This window comes from Kocuria turfanensis (genome assembly GCF_001580365.1).
Classification (GTDB): Bacteria; Actinomycetota; Actinomycetes; order Actinomycetales; family Micrococcaceae; genus Kocuria; species Kocuria turfanensis.
In genome coordinates this window covers 1,196,423-1,222,285 of record NZ_CP014480.1, presented here as the reverse complement: position 1 = coordinate 1,222,285, position 25,863 = coordinate 1,196,423, and the positions used below count along the sequence as shown (strand labels likewise).

Here is a 25,863-nt window from a genome sequence, read left to right as displayed (position 1 = left end):
CCGTCCGTCCCGGTGCCCACCGGACGCGGACGGGGTCCGTGCGTTCGTGCGCCGCCTGCCGTCCCCCGCGGCGACGGGAACGTAGGATGGGGGGCGATGTCTAGATTATTCGGAACGGACGGCGTGCGCGGGCTCGCGAACGACCTCCTCACAGCCAACATGACCCTGGACCTGGCCCAGGCCGCCGCCATCGTGCTGGGCCACGGCCACGCCCCCGAGGGGCGGCGTCCCACCGCGGTCGTCGCCCGGGACGGGCGCGCCAGCGGCGAGTTCCTCAGCGCCGCCGTCTCCGCCGGCCTCGCCGGGTCGGGGGTGGACGTGCACGACGCCGGAGTGCTGCCGACCCCCGCGCTGGCCTACCTGGTCGCGGACCTGGACGCGGACTTCGGGGTGATGATCTCCGCCTCGCACAACCCGGCCCCGGACAACGGGATCAAGTTCCTCGCCCACGGCGGGCGCAAGCTGCCCGACCGCGTGGAGGACGAGATCCAGGCGGCCTTCGAGGCCGGTGACTTCCGGCGCCCCACGGGCGCCGGGGTGGGGCGCATCCACCTGCTCACGGACGCGGAGGACCGCTACGTCCTGCACCTGGTCGGGGCGATCCCGCACCGGCTGGAGGGCCTCAGCGTCGTCCTGGACTGCGCCAACGGCGCCGCCAGCGGCGTCTCCCCGGACGCGTTCCGCGGCGCGGGCGCCGACGTGCACGTCATCGGCGCGGAGCCCGACGGCCTGAACATCAACGACGGCTGCGGCTCGACCCACCTGGAGCCCCTCCGGCGGGCCGTCGTGGAGCTCGGCGCCGACCTCGGGATCGCCCACGACGGCGACGCGGACCGCTGCCTCGCCGTGGACGCCTCCGGCCGGGAGGTGGACGGCGACCAGATCATGGCGATCCTCGCCCTGGCCATGAAGGACGCCGGCCGGCTCGTCGACGACACCCTGGTGGCGACGGTGATGAGCAACCTCGGGCTCAAGCTCGCCCTGCGGGAGGCGGGCATCGAGCTGCGCGAGACCGCCGTGGGGGACCGGTACGTCCTCGAGACCATGACCGAGCACGGCTACAACCTCGGCGGGGAGCAGTCCGGCCACGTGATCATGTCCGACTTCGCCACCACGGGGGACGGCCTGCTGACCGGGCTGATGCTGGCCTCGCGCGTGGCCCAGACCCGGGCGCCGCTCGCGGAGCTGGCCACGGTGATGACCCGCCTGCCGCAGGTGCTGCTGAACGTGCGCGGCGTGGATCGCGCCGCGGTGGGCTCCAACCCCGGTGTGCAGGCGGCCGTCGCGGAGGTCGAGCAGCGCCTCGGCGAGACGGGCCGGGTGCTGCTGCGCCCCTCGGGCACGGAGCCCGTGGTCCGGGTGATGGTCGAGGCGGCCTCCGAGGAGGTCGCCCGGGCGGAGACCGAGTACCTCGCCTCCGTGGTGGAGCGGGAGCTGGCCCTCACGGTCTGAGCCGCCACCGCCGACGCGGCAGGCCCGCACCGAGAACTCGGTGCGGGCCTGCCGCGTCCCCGGGGTCAGGCGCGCCGGCGCAGCTCGTCACGGATCTCCGTGAGCAGCTGCACCTGGGCGTCGGCCTCCTCCTCGTCCGGGGCGATGCCGAGGCGCCGGTTGCGGGCCTCGAGCATCTTGTTCATGGGCAGGACGACGGCGACGTAGACCGCGGCGGCCACGAGCAGGAAGTTGACCAGCGCGGTGAGCAGCACGCCGAACCTGATGTCGTTGCCGTTGAGGGAGAGCACGGCGAACGAGTCGAAGTCGGGCGAGCCGACCAGCGCGGAGATCCCCGGCATGAGCACCGCCTCGACCATGGCGTTGACGACCTGGGCGAAGGCCGCGCCGACGATCACGGCCACGGCCAGGTCCAGCACGTTGCCCTTCATGATGAAGTCCTTGAATCCCTTGAGCATCCCCGCAGACTACCCGCCGGCGTCCCGCACGGTGCCACCGCCCCGGTGCGCCTGTCGCGGGGCCTGTCCCGGCGGCTGGCCCGGCGCCGGCGCCCGGCGCGACGCCCCGGAGGGCCCGGCGGTGGATCAGCCCGGGGCGGCCGCCGGGTAGTCCGGGGCCGGGCCCAGCCCGGCGAACTCCTCGAGGGTGGCGGCGCCCGAGCGCACGAGCTCCTGCGCGCGCCCGGGCCCGAGATAGCGCAGGTGCCACGGCTCGTACCAGTAGCCGGTGACGGCCTCCTCGCCCCACGGGTAGCGGACGACGAAGCCGTGCTCGGGCCCGTGCTCGGCCACCCACGCGGCGGCGGCCGTGTCGGCGAAGCACACCTGCAGGTCGCAGCCGCCGCCCTCGCCGACGTCCACGGCCAGACCGGTCTGGTGCTCCGAGTGGCCCGGCCGGGCGGAGACGACGTCCGCGGCGGCGGGACCCTTCCGCGCCACCCAGCCGGCGTAGGTCTCCTGCTGCTCCGCCCAGGAGCGGTAGCCGGAGACGATCCGCAGCCGCACCCCGTCCGCCCGCGCCGCGGCGAGCATCCCGCGGGCGGCCGCGGCGGCCTCGGGCCGCAGCCGGTGGCCCTCGACGTCCTCGAGGACCGGCGGTGCCCAGTCCGCCGGGACGAGGGGACGGCGCTTGTTGACCACGACCGACAGGGAGACCGGGTCGTCCAGCTCCGGCGGCCGGGGCGGCTCCGCCGGGGCCGTGGGGGACCCGTCGCCGGAGGGCGGGCCCGGGGACGGCGCGGTGCCGGACGGCCCGGTGCCGGACGGGGCGGTGGCCGACGACGCCGGGGGAGCGCTCCCCGGCGCGGGGTCCTCACGGCCGGCGGACGGCCCGACGCCCGGAGCGCACCCGCCGAGCAGCCCGGCCACGAGCAGCCCGGCCACGAGCAGTCCCGTGCCGAGCAGCCCGGTCACGCGGGGCACCGGGCCCGGCGCGGCACTGCGGAGGGCGCGCATCAGTTCTTGCGCAGCAGCACGCGCCGGATCGAGTGGTCGGAGTCCTTGGAGAGGATCAGCCGGGCGCGTCCGCGGGTCGGCTGCACGTTCTCGATGAGGTTCGGCTCGTTGATCCGCCGCCAGATCCCGGTGGCGGTCGCGACGGCCTCGGCGTCGGAGAGATCGGCGTAGCGGTGGAAGTACGAGCCCGGGTCGGCGAAGGCGGAGTAGCGCAGCGCCTGGAACCGCTCCACGTACCACCGTTCGATGTCCGAGGGCCGGGCGTCCACGTAGATGGAGAAGTCGAAGAAGTCGCTGAGGGCGAGGGCGGCCCGGTCCCCGGGGCCCACCTTGGCCGGTGCGAGCACGTTGAGCCCCTCGATGATCACGACGTCGGGCCGGGTGACCACGACCTCCTCGCCGGGCACGATGTCGTAGCTGTGGTGCGAGTACTTCGGGGCCCGCACCTCGGGGGCGCCGGACTTGATCTTGGCGACGAAGCGGAGCAGGGCCCGGCGGTCGTAGGACTCCGGGAAGCCCTTGCGGTCCATGAGCCCGCGGCGCTGGAGCTCGGCGTTGGGGTGGAGGAACCCGTCCGTGGTGATCAGCTGGACGTTCGGGGTGGAGGGCCACCGGGACATCAGCTCCCGCAGCAGGCGGGCGGTGGTGGACTTGCCGGCCGCCACGGACCCGGCGATGCCGATCACGAAGGGCGTCCGGGCGTGCTCCTCGCCGAGGAAGGCGTTGGTGGAGGCGTTGAGCCGGTTGGAGGACTCGTCGTAGAGGGTGAGCAGCCGCGAGAGCGGGAGGTACACCTCGCGGACCTCCGCGACGTCGAGCCGGTCGCCGAGGCCGCGCAGGTTCTCGATCTCCTGAGAGGTGAGAGGAACGTCGATCTCGTGGGAGAGCCTCGACCAGGTCTGCCGGTCGAGCTCCACGAAGGGCGAGGTGCGTTCGCTCAGCGTAGATGCGGTCATCGAGCACAGTCTAGACCGCGGCGCGTCACGGCCCCGCGCGCCGCAGACAGCGCCGCGGCCCGGGTGTAGATTTGGGCACGTTCCGGCCCGTCGACGTCCGACGGGTCGCGACACCGCAGGGCGCGTGCGATCCGCCGGAGGGAGCACCGCCTCTCCCGAGAGCGAGGACAGCACCATGGCCACGGCGACGACCACGGGAACGACAACATCGACGGGCGGGCGGTCACAGGTCGCCCGCGCGCACGTGCAGCGGTTCGGGACGTTCCTCTCGGGGATGATCATGCCCAACATCGGGGCGTTCATCGCCTGGGGGCTGATCACGGCGTTCTTCATCGAGGCCGGGTTCACGCCCTTCGGCCCGCTGGGCGGGTTCGGGCAGAACGCCGAGGGGGAGCCGTACACGGGCCTGGTGGGGCCGATGATCACCTACCTGCTGCCGCTGCTGATCGCCTACACCGGCGGGCGGATGGTCTACGACGTGCGCGGCGGGGTGGTCGGGGCGATCGCCACGATGGGGGTGATCGTGGGCACCGACATCCCGATGTTCATCGGGGCGATGCTGATGGGCCCGCTCACCGCGTGGCTGATGAAGCGGATCGACGCGATCTGGGACGGGAAGATCAAGCCCGGGTTCGAGATGCTGGTGAACAACTTCTCGGCCGGGATCTTCGCGGCGCTGATGGCGATCGTGGGGTTCTTCGTGGTCGGCCCGGCGGTGCTGGCCTTCTCCACCGCGGCCGCGGCGGCGGTGGACTTCCTCGTGACCCGCGGGCTGCTGCCGCTGACCTCGATCCTGATCGAGCCGGCCAAGGTGCTGTTCCTGAACAACGCGATCAACCACGGCATCCTCACCCCGCTGGGCACCGCCCAGGCGCTGGAGGAGGGCAAGTCGATCCTGTTCCTGCTGGAGGCCAACCCCGGTCCGGGGCTGGGCATCCTGCTGGCCTACACGTTCTTCGGCCGCGGCGCCGCCCGGGCCTCGGCCCCGGGGGCGGCGCTGATCCACTTCGTGGGCGGGATCCACGAGATCTACTTCCCCTACGTGCTGATGAAGCCGGCGCTGATCCTCGCCGCGATCGCCGGGGGCATGACCGGGATCTTCACGCTGACCATCTTCGACGCCGGACTGCGCGCCCCGGCCGCACCGGGGTCGATCATCGCGGTGCTGGCCCAGACCGCCTCGGACTCCTACATCGGGGTGATCCTGGCGGTGACCGCGGCCACCGCGGTGTCCTTCCTGGTGGCCTCGGTGATCCTGAAGGCCTCCCGGGACAAGGGCGAGGGCGACCTCACCGAGGCGACCTCCCGGATGGAGGCGATGAAGGGCAAGAGGTCGAGCGTCTCCTCCGCGGTGGTCGGCACCAGCGGCGGCGCCGACACCGGCGGGACCTCCGCCCGGGAGCTGGCCGACGGCGGGCCGGTGCGCCACATCGTCTTCGCCTGCGACGCCGGGATGGGCTCCTCCGCGATGGGCGCCTCGGTGCTGCGCAACAAGGTCAAGGCCGCCGGCTTCGGGGACGTGAAGGTCACCAACGCCGCGATCGCCAACCTCACCGACGACTTCGACATCGTGGTCACCCACCAGGACCTGGCCACCCGGGCCCGCCCCAAGGTGCCCAGCGCCTCGGTGGTGACCGTGGACAACTTCATGGGCAGCCCCCGCTACGACGAGATCGTCGAGGCCGTCCAGCAGCGCAACGGCGCCACCGTCCCCGCCGCCCCGGCAGCGGACACCGCCGCGTCCGGCACCGCGTCCGGCACCGCGTCCGGCACCGCGTCCGAACCCGCGGCCGCGGCCGCGACGGGCGGGCCGGCGACCGGCGGGGACGCCCCGTCCGGGGGCGCGATCCTGACCCGGGAGCGGATCGTGATGGACGGCGGGGCGCGCGACGCCGCGCAGGCCATCGACGAGGCCGGCGGGCTGCTGGTCGCGGCCGGGGCGGTGACCGACGCGTACGTGGCCTCCATGCACGAGCGCGAGGCCTCCGTGTCCACGTTCATGGGCAACGGGCTGGCGATCCCGCACGGCACCAACCAGGCCAAGGACAGCATCCGCTCCGCGGCCCTGTCGGTGGTGAAGTACCCCGAGGGCCTGGACTGGAACGGCAAGCCGGTGACCTGGGTGATCGGCATCGCCGGCAAGGACAACGAGCACCTGGCCATCCTGTCGCGGGTCGCGAAGATCTTCGGCAACAAGGAGAAGGTCCGGCAGCTGGACGAGGCGAGCACCGCCGACGAGGTGCTCGAGCTGCTCGGGAAGGTCAACGACTGACGCGGGGCCCGGAGCGGGCCGTCGGACCGGGCCCGCTCCGGGGGCGCGGCGTCGCGGACGTCCCCGGAAATGGGGTCCGCGCCCCCGGTCGGGCGCGCCCGGGCGGCACGGATCCATGCGGTAGCCTGAAGCGCATGTGTGGAATTGTTGGATATGTGGGCCCCTCCTCCCAGGTCGCGGACGAGCGCGGCACCTCCTCCGGGCACGACGCCCTGGACGTCCTCGTGGAAGGCCTCCGGCGCCTCGAGTACCGCGGCTACGACTCCGCGGGTGTGGCGGTGCTCTCGAACGGCAGCGTCGGCTTCCGCAAGAAGGCGGGCAAGCTGCTGAACCTCGAGCAGGAGCTGGGCGAGCGCCCCCTGCCGCCCTCCACCACGGGCATCGGGCACACCCGCTGGGCCACCCACGGCGGCCCGTCCGACACCAACGCCCACCCGCACGTCGTCGACGGCGGCCGGCTGGCCGTGATCCACAACGGCATCATCGAGAACTTCGCCGAGATCAAGCGCGAGCTGGTCGAGAAGGGCCACGAGTTCCTCTCGGAGACCGACACCGAGGTGGCCGCCACGCTGCTGGCCGACACCTACAACGACCTCGGCGACCAGGACCTCACCACCGCCATGCAGGTCGCCTGCCGCCGGCTCGAGGGCGCGTTCACCCTCCTCGCCGTGCACGTGGACCACCCCGGCCGCGTCGTCGCGGCCCGCCGCAACTCCCCGCTGGTGCTCGGCCTCGGCGAGGGCGAGAACTTCCTGGGCTCCGACGTCTCCGGGTTCATCGACTACACCCGCAGCGCCGTCGAGCTCGGCCAGGACCAGGTCGTGACCATCACGGCCGACGACTACGAGATCACCGACTTCCACGGCAACCCGGCCCAGGGCAAGCCCTTCGAGGTGCTGTGGGACGCCGCCGCGGCCGAGAAGGGCGGCTTCCCCTCCTTCATGGAGAAGGAGATCAACGAGCAGCCCGCCGCCGTGGAGCAGACCCTGATGGGCCGCACGGACCCGGACGGCAACCTCGTGCTCGACGAGCTGAAGATCGACGAGTCCGTGCTCCGTGCGGTGGACAAGATCGTCGTCGTGGCCTGCGGCACCGCCGCCTACGCCGGGCAGGTGGCCCGCTACGCCATCGAGCACTGGTGCCGGATCCCCACCGAGGTGGAGCTCGCCCACGAGTTCCGCTACCGCGACCCGATCGTCAACGAGCGCACCCTGGTGGTGGCCCTGTCCCAGTCGGGCGAGACCATGGACACCCTCATGGCCGTCCGGCACGCCCAGGAGCAGGGGGCCAAGGTCGTGGCGATCTGCAACACCAACGGCTCCACCATTCCGCGCGAGGCCGACGCCGCGCTGTACACGCACGCCGGGCCCGAGATCGCGGTGGCCTCCACCAAGGCGTTCCTGGCCCAGATCACCGCCGCCTACCTCCTGGGGCTCTACCTGGCCCAGCTGCGCGGCAACAAGTACAAGGACGAGATCGCCGGGATCCTCGCCGAGCTCGAGGCCATGCCCGCCAAGATCCAGCAGGTCATCGACGCCCAGGCCGCGGTCAAGGACCTCGCCCAGTCGATGAAGGACGCGGCCTCCGTGCTCTTCCTCGGCCGCCACGTCGGCTACCCGGTGGCCCTGGAGGGCGCCCTGAAGCTCAAGGAGCTCGCCTACATCCACGCCGAGGGCTTCGCCGCCGGCGAGCTCAAGCACGGCCCGATCGCGCTGATCGAGGAGGGGCAGCCCGTCTTCGTGATCGTGCCCTCCCCGCGGGGCCGCGACTCCCTGCACGCGAAGGTGGTCTCCAACATCCAGGAGATCCGCGCCCGCGGCGCGGTGACCATCGTCATCGCCGAGGAGGGGGACGAGGCCGTCGCCGACTACGCGAACCACATCTTCCGCGTTCCGCAGTCCCCGGTGCTGCTCCAGCCGCTGCTCACCACGGTGCCGCTGCAGATCTTCGCCTGCGAGCTCGCCACCGCCAAGGGCTACGACGTGGACCAGCCGCGCAACCTCGCGAAGTCCGTCACCGTCGAGTAGCCGCCCGCCGGGCACCGGCCCGTCGTCCCGTTCCCGGGGCGGCGGGCCGGTGCTCGTCGGAGGCCCCGGCCGGGTGTGGCTAGGGTGGGGGGCATGATCATCGGCACCGGCATCGACGTGGTGGACATCGCCCGCTTCGAGGAGCAGATCGCCCGCACCCCCGGCCTCGTGGCCCGGCTGTTCACCCCGCTCGAGCGGGACCTGCACGTCCGGTCGCTCGCGGCGCGCTTCGCGGCGAAGGAGGCGGCGGCCAAGGCGCTGAAGGCGCCGCCCGGCATGATCTGGCAGCACTGCTGGATCGAGAACGACCCCGCCGGCGCCCCGGTGCTGTGCACCGAGGGGACCGTGGCGGAGGAGGCCCGGCGGCAGGGCATCGACCGGTGGCACCTGACCATGACCCACGACGGCGGGATCGCGATGGCCATGGTCATCGCCGAGCGCACCGGGGAGCCCGCCGGCGCCGCGGCCGCCGGGGCCCGGGCGGCGGAGTCCTGCGGGGACGGGGCGGCGTCGTGATCGCGGCGTACACGGGCGCGCAGGTCCGTGACGCGGAGGCGCCCTTCCTGGCCCGGGGGGAGGGTCCCGCCCTGATGCGCCGCGCCGCGCACGGACTGGCTCTGGCCTGCGCCGAGCGCCTGCGCGCCCGCCGCGGCCGGGTCGCCGGGGCCCGGGTGGTCGTCCTGGCCGGCACCGGGAACAACGGCGGGGACGGCCTGTGGGCCGGGGCCGAGCTCGCCCGGCGCGGAGCGTCCGTGCTGGCCGTGGCGGTCGGGGACCGGCTGCACCCGGAGGCCGCCGCGGCGCTCGCGGCGGCCGGCGGGCGCGTCCTGCCGCTGGCGGAGTCCCCGGAGGGGGAGGGGCCCGCCCGCGTGCTCGCCGCCGACCTCGTGCTCGACGCCGTGCTCGGCACCGGTGCCCGCGGCGGGCTGCGCGGCGCCGCCGCGGACCTCGTCCGGGCGGTGCTGGAGCGGTGGCCGGACCGGGACGCCCCGCTGGTCGTGGCCTGCGACGTCCCCTCCGGGGTCTCGGCCGACACGGGCGCCGTCTGCGGGCCGGTGCTCCCCGCGGACGTGACGGTGAGCTTCGGCGGCGCGAAGGCCGGGCTCCTCCTGCCCCCGGGCGAACGCTCCTGCGGGGAGGTGCGCACCGTGCGGATCGGCATCGAGGCCGCCCTGCCCGCCCCGGCGCTGCGCCGCCTCGAGCCCGGCGACGTCGCGGCGCTGTGGCCGCGGCCGGGCGCGGCCTCCCACAAGTACTCCCGCGGCGTGGTCGGCGTCGTGGCCGGTTCGCCCACGTACCCCGGTGCCGCCCTCATGTGCACCCGGGCCGCCGTGGACGCCGGCGCCGGCATGGTCCGCCACCTCGGCGACGCCGCGACCCGCTCGCTCGTCTGCCTGACCAGCCCGGAGGTCGTCGCCTCCGAGGACCACCCCGCCGACGTGCACGTCCAGGCGTGGGTCGTGGGACCGGGCGCGGTGGGCGACCCCGCGCAGGAGTCGCGGATCGGGGCGGTCCTCGGCGGGGGGCTGCCCGCCGTCGTGGACGCCGGCGCGCTCACGGCCGCGGCGCGCGCCGCGGCCGAGGGCGGTCTCGGCCCCGGGAAGGTGCTGACCCCGCACGCCGGGGAGCTGGAGCAGGTCCTCGCCTGGCTGGCCGCCCTGCGCGGGGACGCGGACGCCCCCGACCGCGCCGCGATCGAGGCCGAGCCCGCCCGGTGGGTCCGCGCGGCCGCGGAGGCCACGGGCGCCGTGGTCGTGCTCAAGGGCGCCACCACCCTGGTGGCGGCCCCGGACGGCACGCTGCTCTCCCAGGCGGACGGCAGCCCCTGGCTGGCCACGGCCGGCAGCGGGGACACCCTCGCGGGGATCATGGGCGCCGCGCTCGCCGGCTGCGCCGAGGACCCGGACGCGTTCGCCGCCGCCGGGGACTGGGCCCGAGGGGACGCCCGCCTCGCGGTGGCGGCCGCGCTCGCCGTGGCCGTCCACGGGTACGCCTCCCGCCTGGACGGGCTCGGGCCCGTGCCGCCCACGGTCCTCGCCGGCAACGTCCGGCGGGTGCTGCGCTCCCGGCCCTGATCCGCGCACCCGGCTCGGCGGGCGGCTCGGCGCCCGAGCGGCCACGGCCGCCGCCCGACCCGGCTAAGGTTAAGCGCACTTGCCCCGAAACCCAGCCCGCTGACGGTGACCCCTGCCCGGCGGTACGACAGGAGATTCCATGGAAGTCTGGCCCGGCCAGCCCTATCCCCTCGGCGCCACCTTCGACGGCACCGGCACCAACTTCGCGCTCTTCAGCGAGGTCGCCGAGAAGGTCGAACTGTGCCTGTTCGACGACGACGGGACGGAGACCCGCATCGAGGTCGACGCCCAGGACGGCTACGTCTGGCACTGCTACCTGCCCACGGTCCAGCCCGGCCAGCGCTACGGCTACCGGGTGCACGGGCCGTGGAACCCCGCGGCGGGCCAGCGCTGCAACCCCTCCAAGCTGCTGCTCGACCCCTACGCGAAGGCGATCGCGGGCGAGTTCGACTGGGCCCAGCCGCTGTTCTCGTACAACTTCGGGGAGGAGGACTCCTTCAACGAGGAGGACTCGGCCCCGCACATGCCCAAGGGCGTGGTGATCAACCCGTTCTTCAACTGGGAGGGCGACCGCACCCCGCGCACCCCCTACCACAAGTCCGTGATCTACGAGGCGCACGTCAAGGGCCTCACCGAGCGCCACCCGGAGATCCCGGAGGAGCAGCGCGGCACCTACGCCGGGGTCGCCCACCCGGCCGTGATCGCCCACCTGCAGAAGCTCGGGGTGACCGCGATCGAGCTCATGCCGGTGCACCAGTTCGTGCAGGACTCCACGCTGCTGGAGAAGGGCCTGCGCAACTACTGGGGCTACAACACCATCGGCTTCTTCGCCCCGCACAACGAGTACCACTCCACCAACGACCTCGGCGGGCAGGTCCAGGAGTTCAAGGCCATGGTCAAGGCCCTGCACGAGGCGGACATCGAGGTGATCCTCGACGTGGTCTACAACCACACCGCCGAGGGCAACCACCTGGGTCCCACGCTGTCGATGAAGGGCATCGACAACCAGGCCTACTACCGCACGGTCGAGGACGACCAGAAGTACTACATGGACTACACGGGCACGGGCAACTCCCTCAACGTCCGCCACCCGCACTCGCTGCAGCTGATCATGGACTCCCTGCGCTACTGGGTGACCGAGATGCACGTGGACGGCTTCCGCTTCGACCTGGCCGCCACCCTGGCCCGCGAGTTCTACGACGTCGACAAGCTCTCCACGTTCTTCGAGCTCGTCCAGCAGGACCCGGTCGTCTCCCAGGTCAAGCTCATCGCCGAGCCGTGGGACATCGGCCCCGGCGGCTACCAGGTGGGCAACTTCCCGCCCCAGTGGACGGAGTGGAACGGCAAGTACCGCGACACCGTGCGCGACTTCTGGCGCGGCGAGCCCTCGACCCTCGGCGAGTTCGCCTCCCGCATCACGGGCTCCGCCGACCTCTACGAGCACAGCGGCCGCCGGCCCTTCGCCTCCATCAACTTCGTCACCGCCCACGACGGCTTCACCCTGCGCGACCTCGTCTCCTACAACGAGAAGCACAACGACGCCAACGGCGAGGGCAACAACGACGGCGAGTCCCACAACCGCTCCTGGAACTGCGGGGTGGAGGGCCCCACCGACGACCCGGAGGTCCTGGGGCTGCGCGCCCGCCAGCAGCGCAACTTCCTCGCGACCCTGCTCCTGTCCCAGGGCACGCCCATGGTCCTGCACGGCGACGAGCTCGGGCGCACGCAGAACGGCAACAACAACACCTACTGCCAGGACAACGAGCTGTCGTGGATCGACTGGGACACCATGGACGGGCCGCTGACCGAGTTCGTGGCCGCGGTGACCCAGCTGCGCCACCAGCACCCCACGTTCCGCCGATCCAACTTCTTCGACGGCCGCCCCGTCGAGATGGACGAGGACGACGCCGGCCGGCCCATGCCGGACATCGCCTGGCTGAACACCGACGGCTCCCCGATGAAGCCCGCCGACTGGGACGAGCCGCTGTCCCGCTCGCTGGGGATGTGGCTCAACGGCCACGGCATCGCCGGGGTGGACATGCGCGGGCGCCCCATCACGGACGTGAACTTCATCGTGTACTTCAACTCCAACCCGGAGGCCGTGAAGTACAAGCTGCCGCCGGCGCGCTACGGCCGGCAGTGGGAGGAGATCCTGGACACCGCCGGGAAGCACTCCGACGGGCAGATCCGCAAGGCCCGCAGCTCCATCACCCTGGAGGGCAAGTCCACGGTCGTGCTGCGCGCCTACGAGGCCCCCGAGGAGGAGCCCGACGCGTCGGTCGCCGCCTCCGTGGCGGTGTACTCCCGGACGCCCACGGACCAGTGACCTGAGGCGCCGGCAGGCTGTCGACCCGGACACGGGTCGACAGCCTGCTGGCATTTCCGGGGCCGGGCCGACAGACTGGAGCGGTGCGCACACCTATCTCGACCTACCGACTGCAGATCACCTCCGACCTGACGCTGGACCGCTCGGCCGGGCTCGTGGACTACCTCCACGACCTCGGCGCGGACTGGGTCTACCTGTCCCCGATCCTGCGGGCCGTCGACGGCTCGGACCACGGCTACGACGTCGCCTCCCCGGCCGAGGTGGACCCCGTCCGGGGCGGCCCCGCCGGGCTCAGGGCGCTCGCCGACGCCGCCCACGCCCGCGGCATGGGCGTGCTGGTCGACATCGTCCCCAACCACCAGGGCGTGGCCGTCCCGGAGCAGAACCCGTGGTGGTGGTCCCTGCTCGCGCAGGGGCAGGACTCGCCCTACGCGGACGCCTTCGACGTCGAGTGGGAGGCCGGCGGCGGCAAGGTGCTGATCCCCGTGCTCGGCGACGGCGCGGACGAGCTCGACCGGCTGCGCGTCGAGGACGGCACGCTGCGCTACTACGACAACGTCTACCCCCTCGCGGAGGGCACCTGGGCCGCCGGCGACGACCCGCGGGAGGTCCACGCCCGCCAGCACTACGAGCTGATCAACTGGCGCCGCGGGGACGCCGAGCTGAACTACCGCCGCTTCTTCACCGTGGCCACGCTCGCCGGGGTGCGGGTGGAGGACCCGCAGGTCTTCGACGAGTCCCACGCCGAGATCAAGCGCTGGATCGACGAGGGCCTCGTCGACGGGCTGCGCATCGACCACCCCGACGGGCTGCGCGACCCGCGGCAGTACCTCGAGCGGCTGAAGGAGCTCACCGGCGGCGCCTACGTCGTCGTGGAGAAGATCCTGGAGCCCGGCGAGCGGCTGCCCCGGGACTGGGCCACGGCCGGCACCACGGGCTACGACGCCCTGGGCGTGCTCGACCGGCTGCTCACCGACCCGGCGGGGGAGTACGCCCTCACCAGCCTCGACGCCCGCCTGCGCGGCGGGGAGCCGGTGCACTGGGAGGAGATGATCCACGGCACCAAGCGCGCCATGGCCGACAACGCCCTGCACGCCGAGGTCCTGCGCCTGGCCCGGGCGGTTCCCGCCGACGCCGGGCTCGGCCACGACGAGGCCGTGGACGCCCTCGCGGAGATCCTCGCGAACTTCCCCGTCTACCGCAGCTACCTCCCCGAGGGCGCCGAGCACCTGCGCGCGGCCCTCGACGCCGCCGGGGGGCGGCGCCCCGACCTCGCCGGGCCGATCGGCACCCTGGGGGAGCTGCTCGGGGTCGGCGCCACGGACGACGCCGAGCTCGGCGAGCTGGCCCGCCGCTTCCAGCAGACCTCCGGGATGGTCATGGCCAAGGGCGTAGAGGACACCGCGTTCTACCGCTTCCCCCGCCTGACCTCCCTGACCGAGGTGGGCGGCGACCCCTCGCACTTCGCCGTGACGCCCGGGGAGGCCCACGCGGAGCTCGGCCGCCGGGCCGCCGAGGAGCCGCTGGCCATGACCGCCCTGTCCACGCACGACACCAAGCGCTCGGAGGCCGTGCGCGCCCGGATCACGGTCCTGTCCGAGGCCGGCGAGCAGTGGGCCGGCGTGGTGGGCACCGCGAAGAGGCTTGCCGAGGAGGCCGGCGTCCGGGTGGGCGACGGGCCGCTGGTCAACCTCGTGCTGCAGGCCGTGGTGGGCGCCTGGCCGATCTCCCAGGAGCGCACCGTGGACTACGCGCTCAAGGCCGCCCGCGAGGCCGGCAGCTCGACCGCCTGGGTGGACGGGGACGCGGACTTCGAGGACCGGCTCGTGCGGTTCATCGACCTGGTCTTCCACGACCCCGAGATCCGGGCCGTGGTGGAGGGCTTCGCCCAGCACGTCACCGAGGCCGGCTGGAGCAACGGGCTCGCGGCCAAGCTGGTCCAGCTCACGATGCCCGGCGTCCCCGACGTCTACCAGGGCTCCGAGCTGTGGGCCGAGTCCCTCGTGGACCCGGACAACCGCCGCCCCGTGGACTTCGAGGCGCGGGCCGCGATGCTCGCCCGGCTGGACACCCCCGTGGGCGGGACCGCCGAGGGGATCCCGGCCGTGGGCCCCGACGCCGCGGCCAAGCTGCTCGTCACCAGCCGGGCCCTCCGGCTGCGCCGCGACCACCCGGAGCTGTTCGACGGCTACACCGCGCTGGAGGCCTCCGGACCGCGGGCCGGGCACGTGTTCGCCTTCGACCGCGGCGGCGCCGTGACCGTGGTCACCCGGCTTCCCCTGGGCCTGGCGGCCCGGGGCGGCTTCACCGACGAGACCCTCGAGCTGCCCGGGGGCGACTTCGAGGACGTGCTCACCCGCCGCCCGCACACGGGCACCGTGGCGCTGTCCGCCCTGCTGTCCGACTACCCCGTGGCGCTGCTGCGCCGGAAGGACTCCTGAACCCCATGACAACCCGTGACCACCTGAACCGCTTCGACGTCTGGGCCCCGCACGCCAGGTCCGTGACCGCGCGGATCGAGGGCGAGGACCACGCCATGGTCCCCGCCGCCGCCCTGCCCGCGGACTCCCCCGAGGGGCCCGCCGCCCGCCGCGACGGCTGGTGGACCCTGCCCGACGACGCCGACGTCCCCGCGGGCACCGTCCGCTACGGCTACGTCCTGGGCAAGACCTTCGACGAGGGCACCCCCGAGGAGCGCTCGCAGGTCTCCGAGGTCCTGCCCGACCCCCGCTCGCGCCGCCAGCCGCAGGGCGTGCACGACCTGTCCTGCACCTTCGACCCCTCCGCGCACCGGTGGGGCGACGCCGCGTGGACGGGCCGGACCCTCGCGGGCTCGGTGATCTACGAGCTGCACATCGGCACCTTCACCCCCGCGGGCACGCTCGACGCGGCGGTCGAGCGGCTCGACCACCTCGTGGAGCTCGGCGTGGACTTCGTGGAGCTGCTGCCCGTCAACGGCTTCAACGGCGAGCACAACTGGGGCTACGACGGCGTCCTCTGGTACACCGTGGACGAGTCCTACGGCGGGCCCGCGGCCTACCAGCGCTTCGTGGACGCGTGCCACCAGCGCGGGATCGGCGTGATCCAGGACGTGGTCTACAACCACCTGGGCCCGTCCGGGAACTACCTGCCCCTGTTCGCCGACTACTTCAAGCCCGGCTCCAGCACCTGGGGCGACCTCATCAACCTCGACGGCTGGGGCTCGGACGGGGTGCGCGACTACATCCTCGACAACGTGGAGATGTGGCTGCGCGACTACCACGTGGACGGCTTCCGCCTCGACGCCGTGCACGCGCTGCAGGACCACCGGGCCGTGCACATCCTCGAGGAGATCGCCGAGCTCGTGGAGCGGGTGGGCGTGGAGACGGGCAAGCCGCTGTTCACGGTGGCCGAGTCCGACCTCAACGACCACCGGATGATCACGCCGACCACGGCCCACGGCCTGGGCATGACCGGGCAGTGGCTCGACGACTTCCACCACGCCGCCCACGTGGCGCTGACCGGGGAGACCCAGGGTTACTACGCCGACTTCGCCGCGCTGGGGACCCTCGACAAGGTCATGCGCGACGCGTTCTACCACGACGGCACCATGTCGGTGTTCCGCGGCCGCCACCACGGCCGGCCGGTCGACAAGCAGCGGGTGCGCCCGTGGCAGTTCGTCACCTGCATCCAGAACCACGACCAGGTGGGCAACCGGGCCGCCGGGGACCGGATCAGCGCGAGCCTCTCGGCCGACCAGCTGGTGCTCGGCGCCACCGTGCTGCTCACCCAGCCGTTCACCCCCATGCTGTTCATGGGGGAGGAGTGGGGCGCGTCCACCCCCTGGCAGTTCTTCACCGCCCACCCCGAGCCCGAGCTCGGCGAGGCCGTGGCGAAGGGCCGCAAGGCGGAGTTCGCCGCGATGGGCTGGGACGAGTCCACGGTCCCGGACCCGCAGGCGCCCAGCACCTTCACCGACTCGAAGCTGGACTGGGACGAGCCCGGCCGGGGCGACCACGCCCGGGTGCTGGCCGCCTACCGCGAGCTCATCGCGCTGCGGCGCGCGGTGCCCGAGCTCACGGACCCGCGCTTCGCGACCATCGGCACCGACCACGACGAGGACGCCCGCTGGTTCGTGCTCCGCCGGGCCACTGCGCCGGGCTCCGACCACGGGGTCGCCGTCGTCCTGAACTTCGGGGCGGGCCCCGTCGAGGCGCCCGTGCCGGGAGCGGCCGGCGCCGAGGTGCTGTTCCGCTCCGGCGAGGTGTCCCTCACCGCGGGGGCCGACGGCGGCGCCGTCGCCGCGCTGCCCGCCCACGGCGCGGCGGTGGTGCGGTACTGAGCCGCCGCGACCCGTCTCCCCGATCGTCCACCGACCCACGAAAGGCCGCCGTGCGCACCTACGGACCCGATGCCCGCTACCTCGCCGCCGAGGACCGCTACGAGACCATGCCCTTCCGGCGGGTGGGGCACTCCGGGCTCAAGCTGCCCGTGATCTCCCTGGGCCTGTGGCACAACTTCGGCGACGACAAGCCGCTCGCCACCCAGCGGGCCACGCTGCGCCGGGCCTTCGACCTCGGCGTGACCCACTTCGACCTCGCCAACAACTACGGCCCGCCGGCCGGGTCCGCCGAGCTGAACTTCGGCAGGATCCTGCGGGAGGACTTCGCGCCCTACCGGGACGAGCTGGTGATCTCCACGAAGGCCGGCTGGGACATGTGGCCGGGGCCCTACGGCTTCGGCGGCTCGCGCAAGTACCTGGTGTCCTCCCTGGACCAGTCCCTGCAGCGGATGGGCCTGGACCACGTGGACGTGTTCTACCACCACCGCCCGGACCCGGACACGCCGCTCGAGGAGACCATGCGGGCCCTCGACCACGTCGTGCGCTCGGGGCGGGCACTGTACGTGGGGATCTCCTCCTACAACGCGGAGCTGACCCTGCGCGCCCAGCAGATCATGCGCGAGCTCGGCACCCCGCTGCTGATCCACCAGCCCTCCTACTCGATGCTCAACCGGTGGGTCGAGGCCCCGGGCCCCTCGGGGACCTCGCTGCTGGGGGCGCTGACCGAGGCCGGCATGGGCTCGATCGTGTTCTCCCCGCTGGCCCAGGGCATGCTCACGGACCGCTACCTCGACGGGATCCCGGAGGGCTCCCGGGCCGCGGCCGAGAAGTCCCTGAAGCCGGAGTGGCTCTCGGACACGACCCTGGAGAAGGTCCGCGGCCTGCACGAGATCGCCGCCGACCGCGGGCAGAGCCTGGCCCAGATGGCGATCGCGTGGGTGCTGCGCGAGCAGCAGGACGGGCAGGTGACCACGGCCCTCGTGGGCGCCTCCTCCCCGCAGCAGCTCGAGGACAGCGTGGGCGCGGTGCGCAACCTCGCGTTCACCCCCGGGGAGCTGGAGGCCATCGACCGGCTGGCCACCGACTCCGACATCAACATCTGGGCGGGCGCCCAGGACTCCAAGCACGCATGAGCCGCAGGACCCGGTAGGCCGTGGAGGTCTCGCAGTACCTCGCCCTGCTGGGGCTGTGGATCGCCGGGATCGTCGCCCCCGGCCCGGACGTGCTGGTGATCCTGCGCAACTCGTCGCTGGGCTCCCGCGCGGCCGGGGTGCTCACCGCCGTGGGCGTGATGACCGGCAACCTCGTGTGGATCACGCTGTCCCTCACGGGCGTCACCGTCCTGATCAGCCAGGCCGACACCGCGCAGCGGCTCATCCAGGTGGCGGGGGCGCTGTTCCTCGGCTGGTTGGGGGTGAACGGGGTCCGGGCCGGGCTCGCCGCACGGACCGCGCCGGCGGCCGTGCCGGCGGGACCGGCCCCGCCCACGGGGTCCGCCCCGTCCACGGTGCCGCCGGGTGCAGTGCCGCTGCCCGGTGCGGTGCCGCGCGGGCGGGCGCTCGGCCCGGCCCGGGCGTTCGTGCTGGGGCTCGTCACCAACCTCTCGAACGCGAAGGCCATCATCTTCTTCGTGGCCCTGTTCGCCAACGTGGTCCCGGCCGGGGCCCGCTGGTGGGAGACCGCCCTGGTCTTCGTGCTGCTGGTGGCGGTGGGCCTTGCCTGGTTCACCGCCGTGGCCTGGATGGGCTCCGTCGAGCGGCTGGCGGCGACCTTCCGCCGCCACGGCGCCGTCGTGGAGCTGGCCTCCGGAGCCCTGTTCCTGGTGCTCGCCCTGGCGTTGCTGGTGAGCGCGCTGTGAGAATCGCCCCCGTCGGCGGTCACACGCCGCCAGGGGTTCCCTCCCGCACCGGCCGAGGATAGGAACTAAGCATCCTTATTGCTGGAGCGTCCGCTCCGCGGTCGCTCTGAGCCCGTCAACAGGAAGAGCAGTGCGATGTCCGACAACGAGTACCTGACCCGCTCGATCCACGACCTCACCGCGGCGGCATGGTTCGGCGGCTCCCTCATGGGCGCCGTCGGGCTCAACGGGGCGGCCGCGGCCGCCCAGGACCCGCGGGAGCGCACCCGCCTGTCCAACCTGGGGTGGAAGAAGTGGGCCCCTCTCCAGGCGGCGGCACTGGTCGCCCACGGCGTCGCCGGCGCGGCCCTCATCGCCCAGAACAAGGGCCGGCTGACCACCCAGGAGGGGGTCGGCGGGGCGACGGTCTCCAAGGCCCTGATCACCGTCGTGGGCGCCGGCGTCACGGCCTACTCCCGCGTGCTCGGCAAGAAGATCGAGAAGCTCTCGGACGAGGGCGCGCAGGGCGCCACCGAGCCCCGCCCGGACGCCTCCCCGGAGCTGGCCTCCGCCCAGAAGCAGCTGAAGGTGCTCCAGTGGGTGATCCCCGCCCTGTCGGGGACCGTGGTGGTCCTCGGGGCCAAGCACGGCGAGATGCAGCGGCCGCGCAACGTGCTCCAGGGCTGGCTGCGCTGACCGACGGCCCGCCCGCGGGAACGGCCCGTCCCTCCGGGGGCGGGCCGTTCCCCGTGGCGGGGTCTAGACTTGGGGGGTTTGAGTCCTCCCCGCTGCACCCGGACGCCGTCGACGACGTCGCTGCGGCCTGAGCCGCCGGGCGGGGGGCGGACGTTCCACGACGAAGGAGAATCGTGTCCCACCATCCGATCCGAGTGGCCGTGGCCGGTGTCGGCAACTGCGCCTCGTCCCTGATCCAGGGCGTGCACTTCTACGCCGACGCCGACCCGGGGCAGACCGTGCCCGGGCTGATGCACGTGGTCTTCGGCGACTACCACGTCTCCGACGTGCAGTTCGTGGCCGCCTTCGACGTCGACGCCGCCAAGGTCGGGGTCGATCTGTGCGAGGCGATCACCGCCGGGCAGAACAACACCATGGTCTTCGCCCCGGTCCCGCACACCGGGGTGACCGTCCAGCGCGGGCCGACCCTGGACGGGCTGGGGGCCTACTACCGGGAGATGGTCCAGGAGTCGGACGCCGAGCCGGTGGACGTCGCGCAGGCGCTGCGGGAGGCGCAGGTGGACGTGCTGGTGTCCTATCTGCCGGTGGGCTCCGAGGCCGCCGACCGGTTCTACGCCCAGGCCGCCCTGGACGCGGGGGTGGCCTTCGTCAACGCCCTGCCGGTGTTCATCGCCTCCACCGAGGAGTGGGCGGAGAAGTTCACGGCCGCGGGGGTGCCGATCGTGGGGGACGACATCAAGTCCCAGATCGGGGCGACGATCACCCACCGGGTGCTGGCCAAGCTCTTCGAGGACCGCGGCTACGTGCTGGACCGGACCTATCAGCTCAACGTGGGCGGGAACATGGACTTCATGAACATGCTCGAGCGCACCCGGCTGGAGTCCAAGAAGATCTCCAAGACCCAGGCGGTGACCTCCAACGTGGTGCGGGAGTTCGGCACCCAGGACGTGCACATCGGCCCCTCCGACCACGTGCCGTGGCTGGATGACCGCAAGTTCGCCTTCGTGCGGCTGGAGGGCCACGGCTTCGGCAACGCCCCGATCTCCTTGGAGTACAAGCTGGAGGTGTGGGACTCCCCGAACTCGGCCGGGGTGATCATCGACGCGATCCGGGCGGCGAAGATCGGCCTGGACCGCGGGATCGGCGGGCCGCTGACCTCGGCGGCGGCGTACTTCATGAAGTCCCCGCCCGAGCAGCAGGCCGACGACACCGCCCGGGCGAACCTGGAGGCCTTCATCCGCGGCGACCTCGAACGCTGAGCGCCGCCCCTCCGGGCCCAGGAGCCCCGCACCGGCCCGGTGCGGGGCTCCTGCCGTGCCCGGCGGGGCCTACACGTAGTCCTCGAGGCCGGCGCGGCGCAGCACGAACGCGGTGACGGGGTCGTAGAGACGCGGCGGCAGATTGTCGTCGAGCGGGACGGCGACCTCCACCTGGCCCTGCGCCTCGGCGACGAACACCCCGGGGTCGTTGCAGTCGGCGATCGCGATCGTCCGCAGCCCGCGCGAGCCGGCCGCCCCGGCGAGGCCGTGGTCGGCGACCACGAGGTCCGGCGGGTTCTGCCCGTCGCGGCGCAGCTTCTCCAGGGCCAGGGACATCGGCCCGGGGAAGTGGGTGTGCCGCAGGCCCCCGTACTGCTCGACCATCACCACGTGCTCGATCTGGCGCACGTCGCCGTCCTCGAAGGCGAAGCCGTCCGGGACCCGGACGACGTGGGCGCCCGCGCGGCGGGCCACGCGCGCCAGCTGCGCGTAGACGGGGAACAGCCCGGCCGGGTGGCCCGTGGCGAAGAGCACGCGCCCGCCGGCGGCGACCACCTCCCCGAGCACGCGCGCGTAGCGCTCCAGCGCGGCGACGGCGAGCTCGGCGGAGATCGTGTCCTGGCCCTCCACGTGGGAGCGGTCGGGCGAGATGCCGACCCGGTCGCGCATGAGCGCGAACACCTCGTCGTAGGTCCAGTCCCGGGTGCGGACCACGCCCATGTGCTGGTGCTGGTCGCCGTCGAGGAACCCCTGGATGTTGCGCAGGTTCGCCTCCCGGGGGGTGGCCACCGCTCCGGTGAGACGGTGGCGGTCGAGGTGGCGGGCGAGGTCGGCGGGGGGAAGGAACGAAGTCGTCACCGTTCGAGTGTATTCACGCACCACCGGCTACCGTGGCGTACCCGCACGCGGTCCCGGACCCGGGCGTAGACCTCGGCCGTGGCCAGGGCGGTGCGCTCCCAGGAGTGCTCCCGGGCGCGGCGGGCCGCCGCGGCGCCCATGCGCGCCAGGGCCTCCGGGTCGCGACCGAGCCCGAGGAGGGCGTGCGCCCACGACGCGGGGTCGCGGTCCGCGACCAGCCGCCCGGTGACCCCGTCGAGCACGGCGGTGCGCAGCCCGTCCACGTCCGTGGCGAGCACCGGGGTGCCGCAGGCCTGGGCCTCCAGCGCCACGAGGCCGAACGTCTCGGAGGAGGAGGGCACGGCCACCACGTCGGCGCGGCGCATCCGCTCCGCCAGCTGCGGGGCCGGCAGGGCGGGGCCGAAGCCCACCGCGTCCTCCAGCCCCAGCTCGCGCACCTGCTGCTGCAGCCCGGCCGTGAACCGGCGGGTGCCCACGCCCACGATCTCGAGCTCGACCGGCACCCCGGGGGCGTCCGCGCGGATCCGGGCGAGCGCGTCCACCAGCACGTGCGGGCCCTTGAGGGCCTGCAGCCGGCCGGCGAAGAGCACCCGCAGCGGGCGGCCCGGGGAGCCGGGCCGGGGCCCGGCCCGGCGGTTCCCGCCGGGCTCCGGCGGGGAGAAGGCGGAGAGGTCGACGCCGGGCATGATCACGGTCAGCCGCGCCGGATCGGCGTCGTAGAGCTCGACCATCTGCAGGGCCTCGGTGCGGGTGTTGACCACGGTGGCCTCGGCCCGTGCGATCAGCTCGGCCTCCGCCTCGGCACGGGCGGCGGGCTCCAGCCCCTCGTCGGCCCGGGTCCGCAGGTTCTTGCCCAGGGCCGTGGTGTGCAGGGTGAGCACCAGGGGCACGCGCCAGTCGTCGGCGAGCTCCCGGCCCACGGCCCCGGAGAGCCAGTAGTGGGCGTGCACCACGTCCGGGCGGGAGGCCTCGGCGCGGAGCACCTCGGCGAAGGCGCCGGTCAGTCCCGGGAGGTCCTCCTTCGCGGCGCCGGCCGCCCCGGGCAGCGAGACCGTGAGCAGCCGCAGGCCCTCGCGGATGCGGGACGCCCGCATCCCCGCGGTGCGCGGCGCGCCGGGGTCCCGGTCCAGGGTGGCCATGTCCACCGTGTGCCCCGCGTCCACCAGCGCCCCGGCGAGCTGGTGCACGTAGACGTTCATCCCGCCCGCGTCACCGGACCCCGGTTGCTCGAGGGGACTGGTGTGCAGGCTGATCAGCAGGACGTGCAGCGGAGCGTCGGACACGGCTCCACTGTAGTCCCCGGCCCGGACCCCGCCCCGTGTCGGCGCCCGCTGGTACCCTCCGGCCATGGCCTTCCGAGCGGTCCTGCGGCGGTACCCGGGCCCCGGCGCGTGGGTGTTCGCGCCGGTGCCGGAGGAGCACGCCCCCGACGTGCGCGGTCCCTTCGGCCGGGTCCCGGTGACGGCCACGGTCGACGGCACGACGTGGTCCACCAGCGTCTGGCGGGACTCCCGGGCCGGGTGGCTGCTCGCCGTGCCGGCGCGCGTGCGCGGGGACAAGGACGACGGGGACGTGGTGAGCGTGGACGTCGTCGTGGACGCCTCCCGGCTCTGAGCCGGGACGCGGTCGGCCGGGTGCGAGAATGGGACCCGTGAACCGTGCTGAGCCCGTCCCGTTCCCTCCGCCCGGCGCCGCCACCCCCGGCGTCCCCTCCGGTGACCTCCCCGGGACCTTCTCCGGGACCTTCTCCGGACACGTCTCCGGGGAGCTCTCCGGCGGCGTCCGGCCCGAGCGCAGCGCCGTGGTCGATCTCGCCGCGGTCCGCGCCAACGTGCGCCGGATCCGGGACCTGGCCGGCCCCGCGCGGCTGATGGCCGTGGTCAAGGCGGACGCCTACGGCCACGGGGCCGTGCCCGTGGCCCGCGCCGCCCTGGAGGCGGGCGCGCACGCCCTGGGCGTCGCCCACGTCGCCGAGGCCCTCACCCTGCGCGCGGCGGGGATCACCGCCCCGGTGCTCGCGTGGCTGCACACCGTGGACACGGACTTCCGCGCCGCCCTCGCCCAGGACGTCGAGCTCGGCGTCAGCGGGTGGGAGCTCGGCCCGGTCGCCGAGGCCGCGCGGGCGCTCGGCCGGCCGGCGCGGATCCACCTCAAGATCGACACCGGGCTGGGCCGCAACGGCGCGACGGCCGAACGGTGGCCCGAGCTCGTGCGCCGCGCCGCGCAGGCCGAGGCCCAGGGTCTCGTGCGGGTCACCGGCGTGTTCACCCACCTGGCCGTGGCCGACGAGCCCTCCCGGCCCGAGACCCGGGAGCAGCTCGAGCGCTTCCGCGCGGCCGTGGACACGGCGCGCGCCGCCGGGCTGCGGCCCGCGCTGCGGCACGCCGCGAACTCCCCGGGCCTGTTCCAGGCCGCCGGCCTGGAACGCCCGGAGGACATGCTCCTGGACATGGTCCGCGTGGGCGTCTGCCTGTACGGGCTCTCCCCGTTCCCCGACCGCACTCCGCGGCAGCTCGGCCTGGTGCCGGCCATGACCCTGCGCAGCACCGTCAGCGCGGTCAAGGAGGTCCCCGCCGGGCAGGGCGTCTCCTACGGGCTGGGCTACGTGACCGAGCGGCCCACCACCCTCGCGCTGATCCCGCTGGGCTACGCCGACGGCGTGCCGCGCTCCGGGACCGGCGGGCCGGTGCGCATCCAGGGGCGCACCTATCCGGAGGTCGGGCGGATCGCGATGGACCAGCTCGTGGTGGACCTGGGCGCCCCCGGCCTGTCCGCGCCCGAGCACGGGCTGCTGGGCGCGGAGGCCGTCCTGTTCGGGGCGGGGGACGACCCCTCCGCGTCGGCCTGGGCGGACGCCGCCGGCACCATCAACTACGAGATCGTCACCCGCGTCTCGCCCCGTGTGCCGCGGGTGCACGTGGACCGCCCGGCGGACCCGGAGCACGAGGACCCGGGGCGCACCGGCCCAGGACGCCGCAGCGCGGGGGACGGGACCCCGGGGCGCGTGGACGGCTCGGCCGCTGATGGGGAGGAGCGGGCATGAGCGAGTGGACCCTGAGCCTGACCGTGGACGGCCCGGAGCGGACCCAGGCCCTGGCCGAGCGGCTCGGCGCCGGGCTGCGCGCCGGGGACCTGCTGGTCCTCACGGGCGAGCTCGGCGCGGGCAAGACGACCTTCACCCAGGGGCTGGGCCGGGGGCTGGGGGTGCGCCCCGGCATCATCTCGCCCACGTTCGTGCTGGTGCGGCGCCACCCCAACGTCCCGGACGGGTCCCGCCCCGGCGGCCCGGACCTCGTGCACGTCGACGCCTACCGGCTGGGCAGCGCGGCGGAGGTCGACGACATCGACCTCGAGGACACCGTGGACTCGGCCGTCACCGTGGTGGAGTGGGGGGCCGGGAAGGTCGAGCACCTCGCCGACTCCCGCCTGGAGATCGTGCTGGAGCGCGCGGTGGGCGCCGCGCCCGTCGGCGGCACCGTGGACGAGCACGGGCAGGAGGACGAGGACGCCGAGCCGCGCCGGATCACGCTGACCGGGATCGGCCCGCGCTGGGCGGGCGGCCCCCCGTCCCTGGAGCCGCCCGCGGAGAGCCCCGCGCCCGGGCACTAGAATGGCCGGGTGCTTCTCCTGTGCCTGGACTCCTCCGCCGTCGCCTCCGCCGCGCTCGTGACCGGCGCGGGTGAGATCGCCGGCTCCTTCGTGAGCCCCGACACCCGCTCCCACGCCGAGGTGCTGGCCCCCGCCGTCCGCGACCTGCTGGACGGGCACGGCCTGACCGGCGCCGGGCTCGACGGCGTGCTCGTGGGCACCGGTCCCGGCCCCTTCACCGGGCTGCGCGCCGGGATCGCGACCGCCCGGGCCCTCGCCTTCGCCTGGGACCTGCCGCTGCACGGCCTGATGAGCCTGGAGGCCCTGGCGCAGGACGCCGCCGAGCACGCCCGGGCGGCCGGCCACGAGGAGTTCCTCGTGCTCACCGACGCCCGCCGCAAGGAGGTCTACTGGGCCCGCTACGCCCTCGACCCCGACGGCCCGCGGCGGGTCGCCGGGCCGGGGGTCGCCGCCGCGGAGCAGCTCCCGGCGCTGCCCGCCTACGGCCGCGGCGCGGGGATCTGGGCGGAGCGGCTGGCGCTGCCCGTGCCGGCGTTCGCCGGGGCCCAGCCCTCGGCGGCGTCGCTCGGGCTCGCCGCGCTGCGCCTGCGCGCCCGCGGCGAGGAGCCGGGCCCGGACACGACCCCCCTGTACCTGCGCGAGTCCGACGCGAAGGTCCCCGGCCCCCGGAAGAAGGCCCTCGCGTGAGCGCCGCCCCGCAGCCGCCCTGGACCCTGCGCCG

Annotated in this window: 21 protein-coding genes; 16 read left to right on the top strand and 5 right to left on the bottom strand. The window is 74.1% G+C overall.

The window, feature by feature from the left end; all coding sequences use genetic code 11:
- The first annotated feature begins 96 nt into the window (after window positions 1-96).
- On the top strand, window positions 97-1,452 hold the full coding sequence (gene glmM, locus AYX06_RS05575; protein WP_062734943.1) for a phosphoglucosamine mutase: 1,356 nt from the start codon (window positions 97-99) through the stop codon (window positions 1,450-1,452).
- A gap of 65 nt (window positions 1,453-1,517) precedes the next feature.
- Here the strand turns inward: glmM and mscL are convergent, their stop codons facing one another.
- The 3 genes from mscL to coaA all read right to left on the bottom strand — a co-directional run bounded on the left by mscL (window position 1,518) and on the right by coaA (window position 3,862).
- The gene (gene mscL, locus AYX06_RS05570) at window positions 1,518-1,910 is read right to left on the bottom strand and encodes a large conductance mechanosensitive channel protein MscL (protein ID WP_062734942.1); all 393 of its coding nucleotides are present in this window, start codon (window positions 1,908-1,910) and stop codon (window positions 1,518-1,520) included.
- A gap of 126 nt (window positions 1,911-2,036) precedes the next feature.
- Window positions 2,037-2,906, bottom strand: a complete 870-nt coding sequence (locus AYX06_RS05565; protein ID WP_062734941.1) for a M15 family metallopeptidase — start codon at window positions 2,904-2,906, stop codon at window positions 2,037-2,039.
- On the bottom strand, window positions 2,906-3,862 hold the full coding sequence (gene coaA / locus AYX06_RS05560; protein ID WP_084271470.1) for a type I pantothenate kinase: 957 nt from the start codon (window positions 3,860-3,862) through the stop codon (window positions 2,906-2,908). The genes AYX06_RS05565 and coaA overlap by 1 nt, the downstream gene beginning before the upstream one ends.
- 175 nt (window positions 3,863-4,037) lie before the next feature.
- Between coaA and AYX06_RS05555 the strand changes: the two genes are divergently transcribed.
- From AYX06_RS05555 to AYX06_RS05505, 11 genes are all read left to right on the top strand, one after another.
- Window positions 4,038-6,134, top strand: a complete 2,097-nt coding sequence (locus tag AYX06_RS05555; RefSeq protein WP_186815620.1) for a PTS mannitol transporter subunit IICBA — start codon at window positions 4,038-4,040, stop codon at window positions 6,132-6,134.
- 134 nt (window positions 6,135-6,268) lie between these two features.
- Window positions 6,269-8,161, top strand: a complete 1,893-nt coding sequence (gene glmS / locus AYX06_RS05550) for a glutamine--fructose-6-phosphate transaminase (isomerizing) (protein ID WP_062734938.1) — start codon at window positions 6,269-6,271, stop codon at window positions 8,159-8,161.
- A gap of 93 nt (window positions 8,162-8,254) precedes the next feature.
- On the top strand, window positions 8,255-8,677 hold the full coding sequence (locus AYX06_RS05545; RefSeq protein ID WP_062734937.1) for a holo-ACP synthase: 423 nt from the start codon (window positions 8,255-8,257) through the stop codon (window positions 8,675-8,677).
- Window positions 8,674-10,236, top strand: a complete 1,563-nt coding sequence (locus tag AYX06_RS05540; RefSeq protein ID WP_062734936.1) for an NAD(P)H-hydrate epimerase — start codon at window positions 8,674-8,676, stop codon at window positions 10,234-10,236. The genes AYX06_RS05545 and AYX06_RS05540 overlap by 4 nt, the downstream gene beginning before the upstream one ends.
- 139 nt (window positions 10,237-10,375) lie before the next feature.
- The gene (gene glgX / locus AYX06_RS05535) at window positions 10,376-12,562 is read left to right on the top strand and encodes a glycogen debranching protein GlgX (RefSeq protein ID WP_062734935.1); all 2,187 of its coding nucleotides are present in this window, start codon (window positions 10,376-10,378) and stop codon (window positions 12,560-12,562) included.
- An 83-nt stretch (window positions 12,563-12,645) separates the two neighbouring features.
- Window positions 12,646-15,003 (top strand): malto-oligosyltrehalose synthase, encoded by a 2,358-nt coding sequence (treY, locus tag AYX06_RS05530; RefSeq protein WP_062734934.1) that lies wholly within the window; start codon window positions 12,646-12,648, stop codon window positions 15,001-15,003.
- Between the two features lie 5 nt (window positions 15,004-15,008).
- Window positions 15,009-16,883: a malto-oligosyltrehalose trehalohydrolase gene (gene treZ / locus AYX06_RS05525; protein WP_062734933.1), complete on the top strand. Its 1,875-nt coding sequence runs from the start codon at window positions 15,009-15,011 to the stop codon at window positions 16,881-16,883.
- Between the two features lie 50 nt (window positions 16,884-16,933).
- Window positions 16,934-18,016 carry an L-glyceraldehyde 3-phosphate reductase gene (mgrA, locus tag AYX06_RS05520; RefSeq protein WP_084271469.1) on the top strand — a complete coding sequence of 361 codons (1,083 nt, stop codon included), beginning with the start codon at window positions 16,934-16,936 and terminating at the stop codon, window positions 18,014-18,016.
- 20 nt (window positions 18,017-18,036) lie between these two features.
- The gene (locus AYX06_RS05515) at window positions 18,037-18,741 is read left to right on the top strand and encodes a LysE family translocator (protein ID WP_062734932.1); all 705 of its coding nucleotides are present in this window, start codon (window positions 18,037-18,039) and stop codon (window positions 18,739-18,741) included.
- Between the two features lie 135 nt (window positions 18,742-18,876).
- Window positions 18,877-19,416, top strand: a complete 540-nt coding sequence (locus AYX06_RS05510) for a hypothetical protein (protein ID WP_062734931.1) — start codon at window positions 18,877-18,879, stop codon at window positions 19,414-19,416.
- Window positions 19,417-19,589: 173 nt separating this feature from the next.
- Window positions 19,590-20,675: an inositol-3-phosphate synthase gene (locus tag AYX06_RS05505; protein ID WP_062734930.1), complete on the top strand. Its 1,086-nt coding sequence runs from the start codon at window positions 19,590-19,592 to the stop codon at window positions 20,673-20,675.
- A 69-nt stretch (window positions 20,676-20,744) separates the two neighbouring features.
- Here the strand turns inward: AYX06_RS05505 and AYX06_RS05500 are convergent, their stop codons facing one another.
- Together AYX06_RS05500 and AYX06_RS05495 are read right to left on the bottom strand one after the other, a co-directional pair.
- Complete coding sequence (locus AYX06_RS05500; protein ID WP_062734929.1) at window positions 20,745-21,533, bottom strand: phosphatase; 789 nt, start codon at window positions 21,531-21,533, stop codon at window positions 20,745-20,747.
- Window positions 21,530-22,816: a glycosyltransferase gene (locus AYX06_RS05495; RefSeq protein ID WP_062734928.1), complete on the bottom strand. Its 1,287-nt coding sequence runs from the start codon at window positions 22,814-22,816 to the stop codon at window positions 21,530-21,532. The genes AYX06_RS05500 and AYX06_RS05495 overlap by 4 nt, the downstream gene beginning before the upstream one ends.
- Window positions 22,817-22,880: 64 nt before the next feature.
- Here AYX06_RS05495 and AYX06_RS05490 point away from each other — a divergent pair, with 64 nt between their 5' ends.
- The 4 genes from AYX06_RS05490 (at window position 22,881) to tsaB (ending at window position 25,829) form a co-directional block, all read left to right on the top strand.
- A complete protein-coding gene (locus AYX06_RS05490; RefSeq protein WP_062734927.1) occupies window positions 22,881-23,147 on the top strand; it encodes a DUF1905 domain-containing protein in 267 nt (88 codons plus the stop codon).
- Between the two features lie 187 nt (window positions 23,148-23,334).
- Complete coding sequence (gene alr / locus AYX06_RS05485) at window positions 23,335-24,576, top strand: alanine racemase (protein WP_084271732.1); 1,242 nt, start codon at window positions 23,335-23,337, stop codon at window positions 24,574-24,576.
- Window positions 24,573-25,142, top strand: coding sequence for a tRNA (adenosine(37)-N6)-threonylcarbamoyltransferase complex ATPase subunit type 1 TsaE (gene tsaE, locus AYX06_RS05480; RefSeq protein ID WP_062734926.1), 570 nt, complete (start codon window positions 24,573-24,575; stop codon window positions 25,140-25,142). Before alr ends, tsaE begins: the two co-directional genes overlap by 4 nt.
- Before the next feature lie 9 nt (window positions 25,143-25,151).
- Entirely contained in the window at window positions 25,152-25,829 is a 678-nt protein-coding gene (tsaB, locus tag AYX06_RS05475) for a tRNA (adenosine(37)-N6)-threonylcarbamoyltransferase complex dimerization subunit type 1 TsaB (RefSeq protein WP_062734925.1), read from the top strand.
- The last annotated feature ends 34 nt before the right edge of the window (window positions 25,830-25,863 follow it).

Coding starts and splice junctions, on each gene's coding strand:
- glgX (WP_062734935.1), top strand. CDS start 10,376: ATGGAAGTCTGGCCCGGCCAGCCCTATCCCCTCGGCGCCACCTTCGAC.
- glmM (WP_062734943.1), top strand. CDS start 97: ATGTCTAGATTATTCGGAACGGACGGCGTGCGCGGGCTCGCGAACGAC.
- AYX06_RS05565 (WP_062734941.1), bottom strand. CDS start 2,906: ATGCGCGCCCTCCGCAGTGCCGCGCCGGGCCCGGTGCCCCGCGTGACC.
- mscL (WP_062734942.1), bottom strand. CDS start 1,910: ATGCTCAAGGGATTCAAGGACTTCATCATGAAGGGCAACGTGCTGGAC.
- glmS (WP_062734938.1), top strand. CDS start 6,269: ATGTGTGGAATTGTTGGATATGTGGGCCCCTCCTCCCAGGTCGCGGAC.
- AYX06_RS05510 (WP_062734931.1), top strand. CDS start 18,877: ATGTCCGACAACGAGTACCTGACCCGCTCGATCCACGACCTCACCGCG.
- tsaE (WP_062734926.1), top strand. CDS start 24,573: ATGAGCGAGTGGACCCTGAGCCTGACCGTGGACGGCCCGGAGCGGACC.
- AYX06_RS05555 (WP_186815620.1), top strand. CDS start 4,038: ATGGCCACGGCGACGACCACGGGAACGACAACATCGACGGGCGGGCGG.
- AYX06_RS05490 (WP_062734927.1), top strand. CDS start 22,881: ATGGCCTTCCGAGCGGTCCTGCGGCGGTACCCGGGCCCCGGCGCGTGG.
- AYX06_RS05545 (WP_062734937.1), top strand. CDS start 8,255: ATGATCATCGGCACCGGCATCGACGTGGTGGACATCGCCCGCTTCGAG.
- treZ (WP_062734933.1), top strand. CDS start 15,009: ATGACAACCCGTGACCACCTGAACCGCTTCGACGTCTGGGCCCCGCAC.
- coaA (WP_084271470.1), bottom strand. CDS start 3,862: ATGACCGCATCTACGCTGAGCGAACGCACCTCGCCCTTCGTGGAGCTC.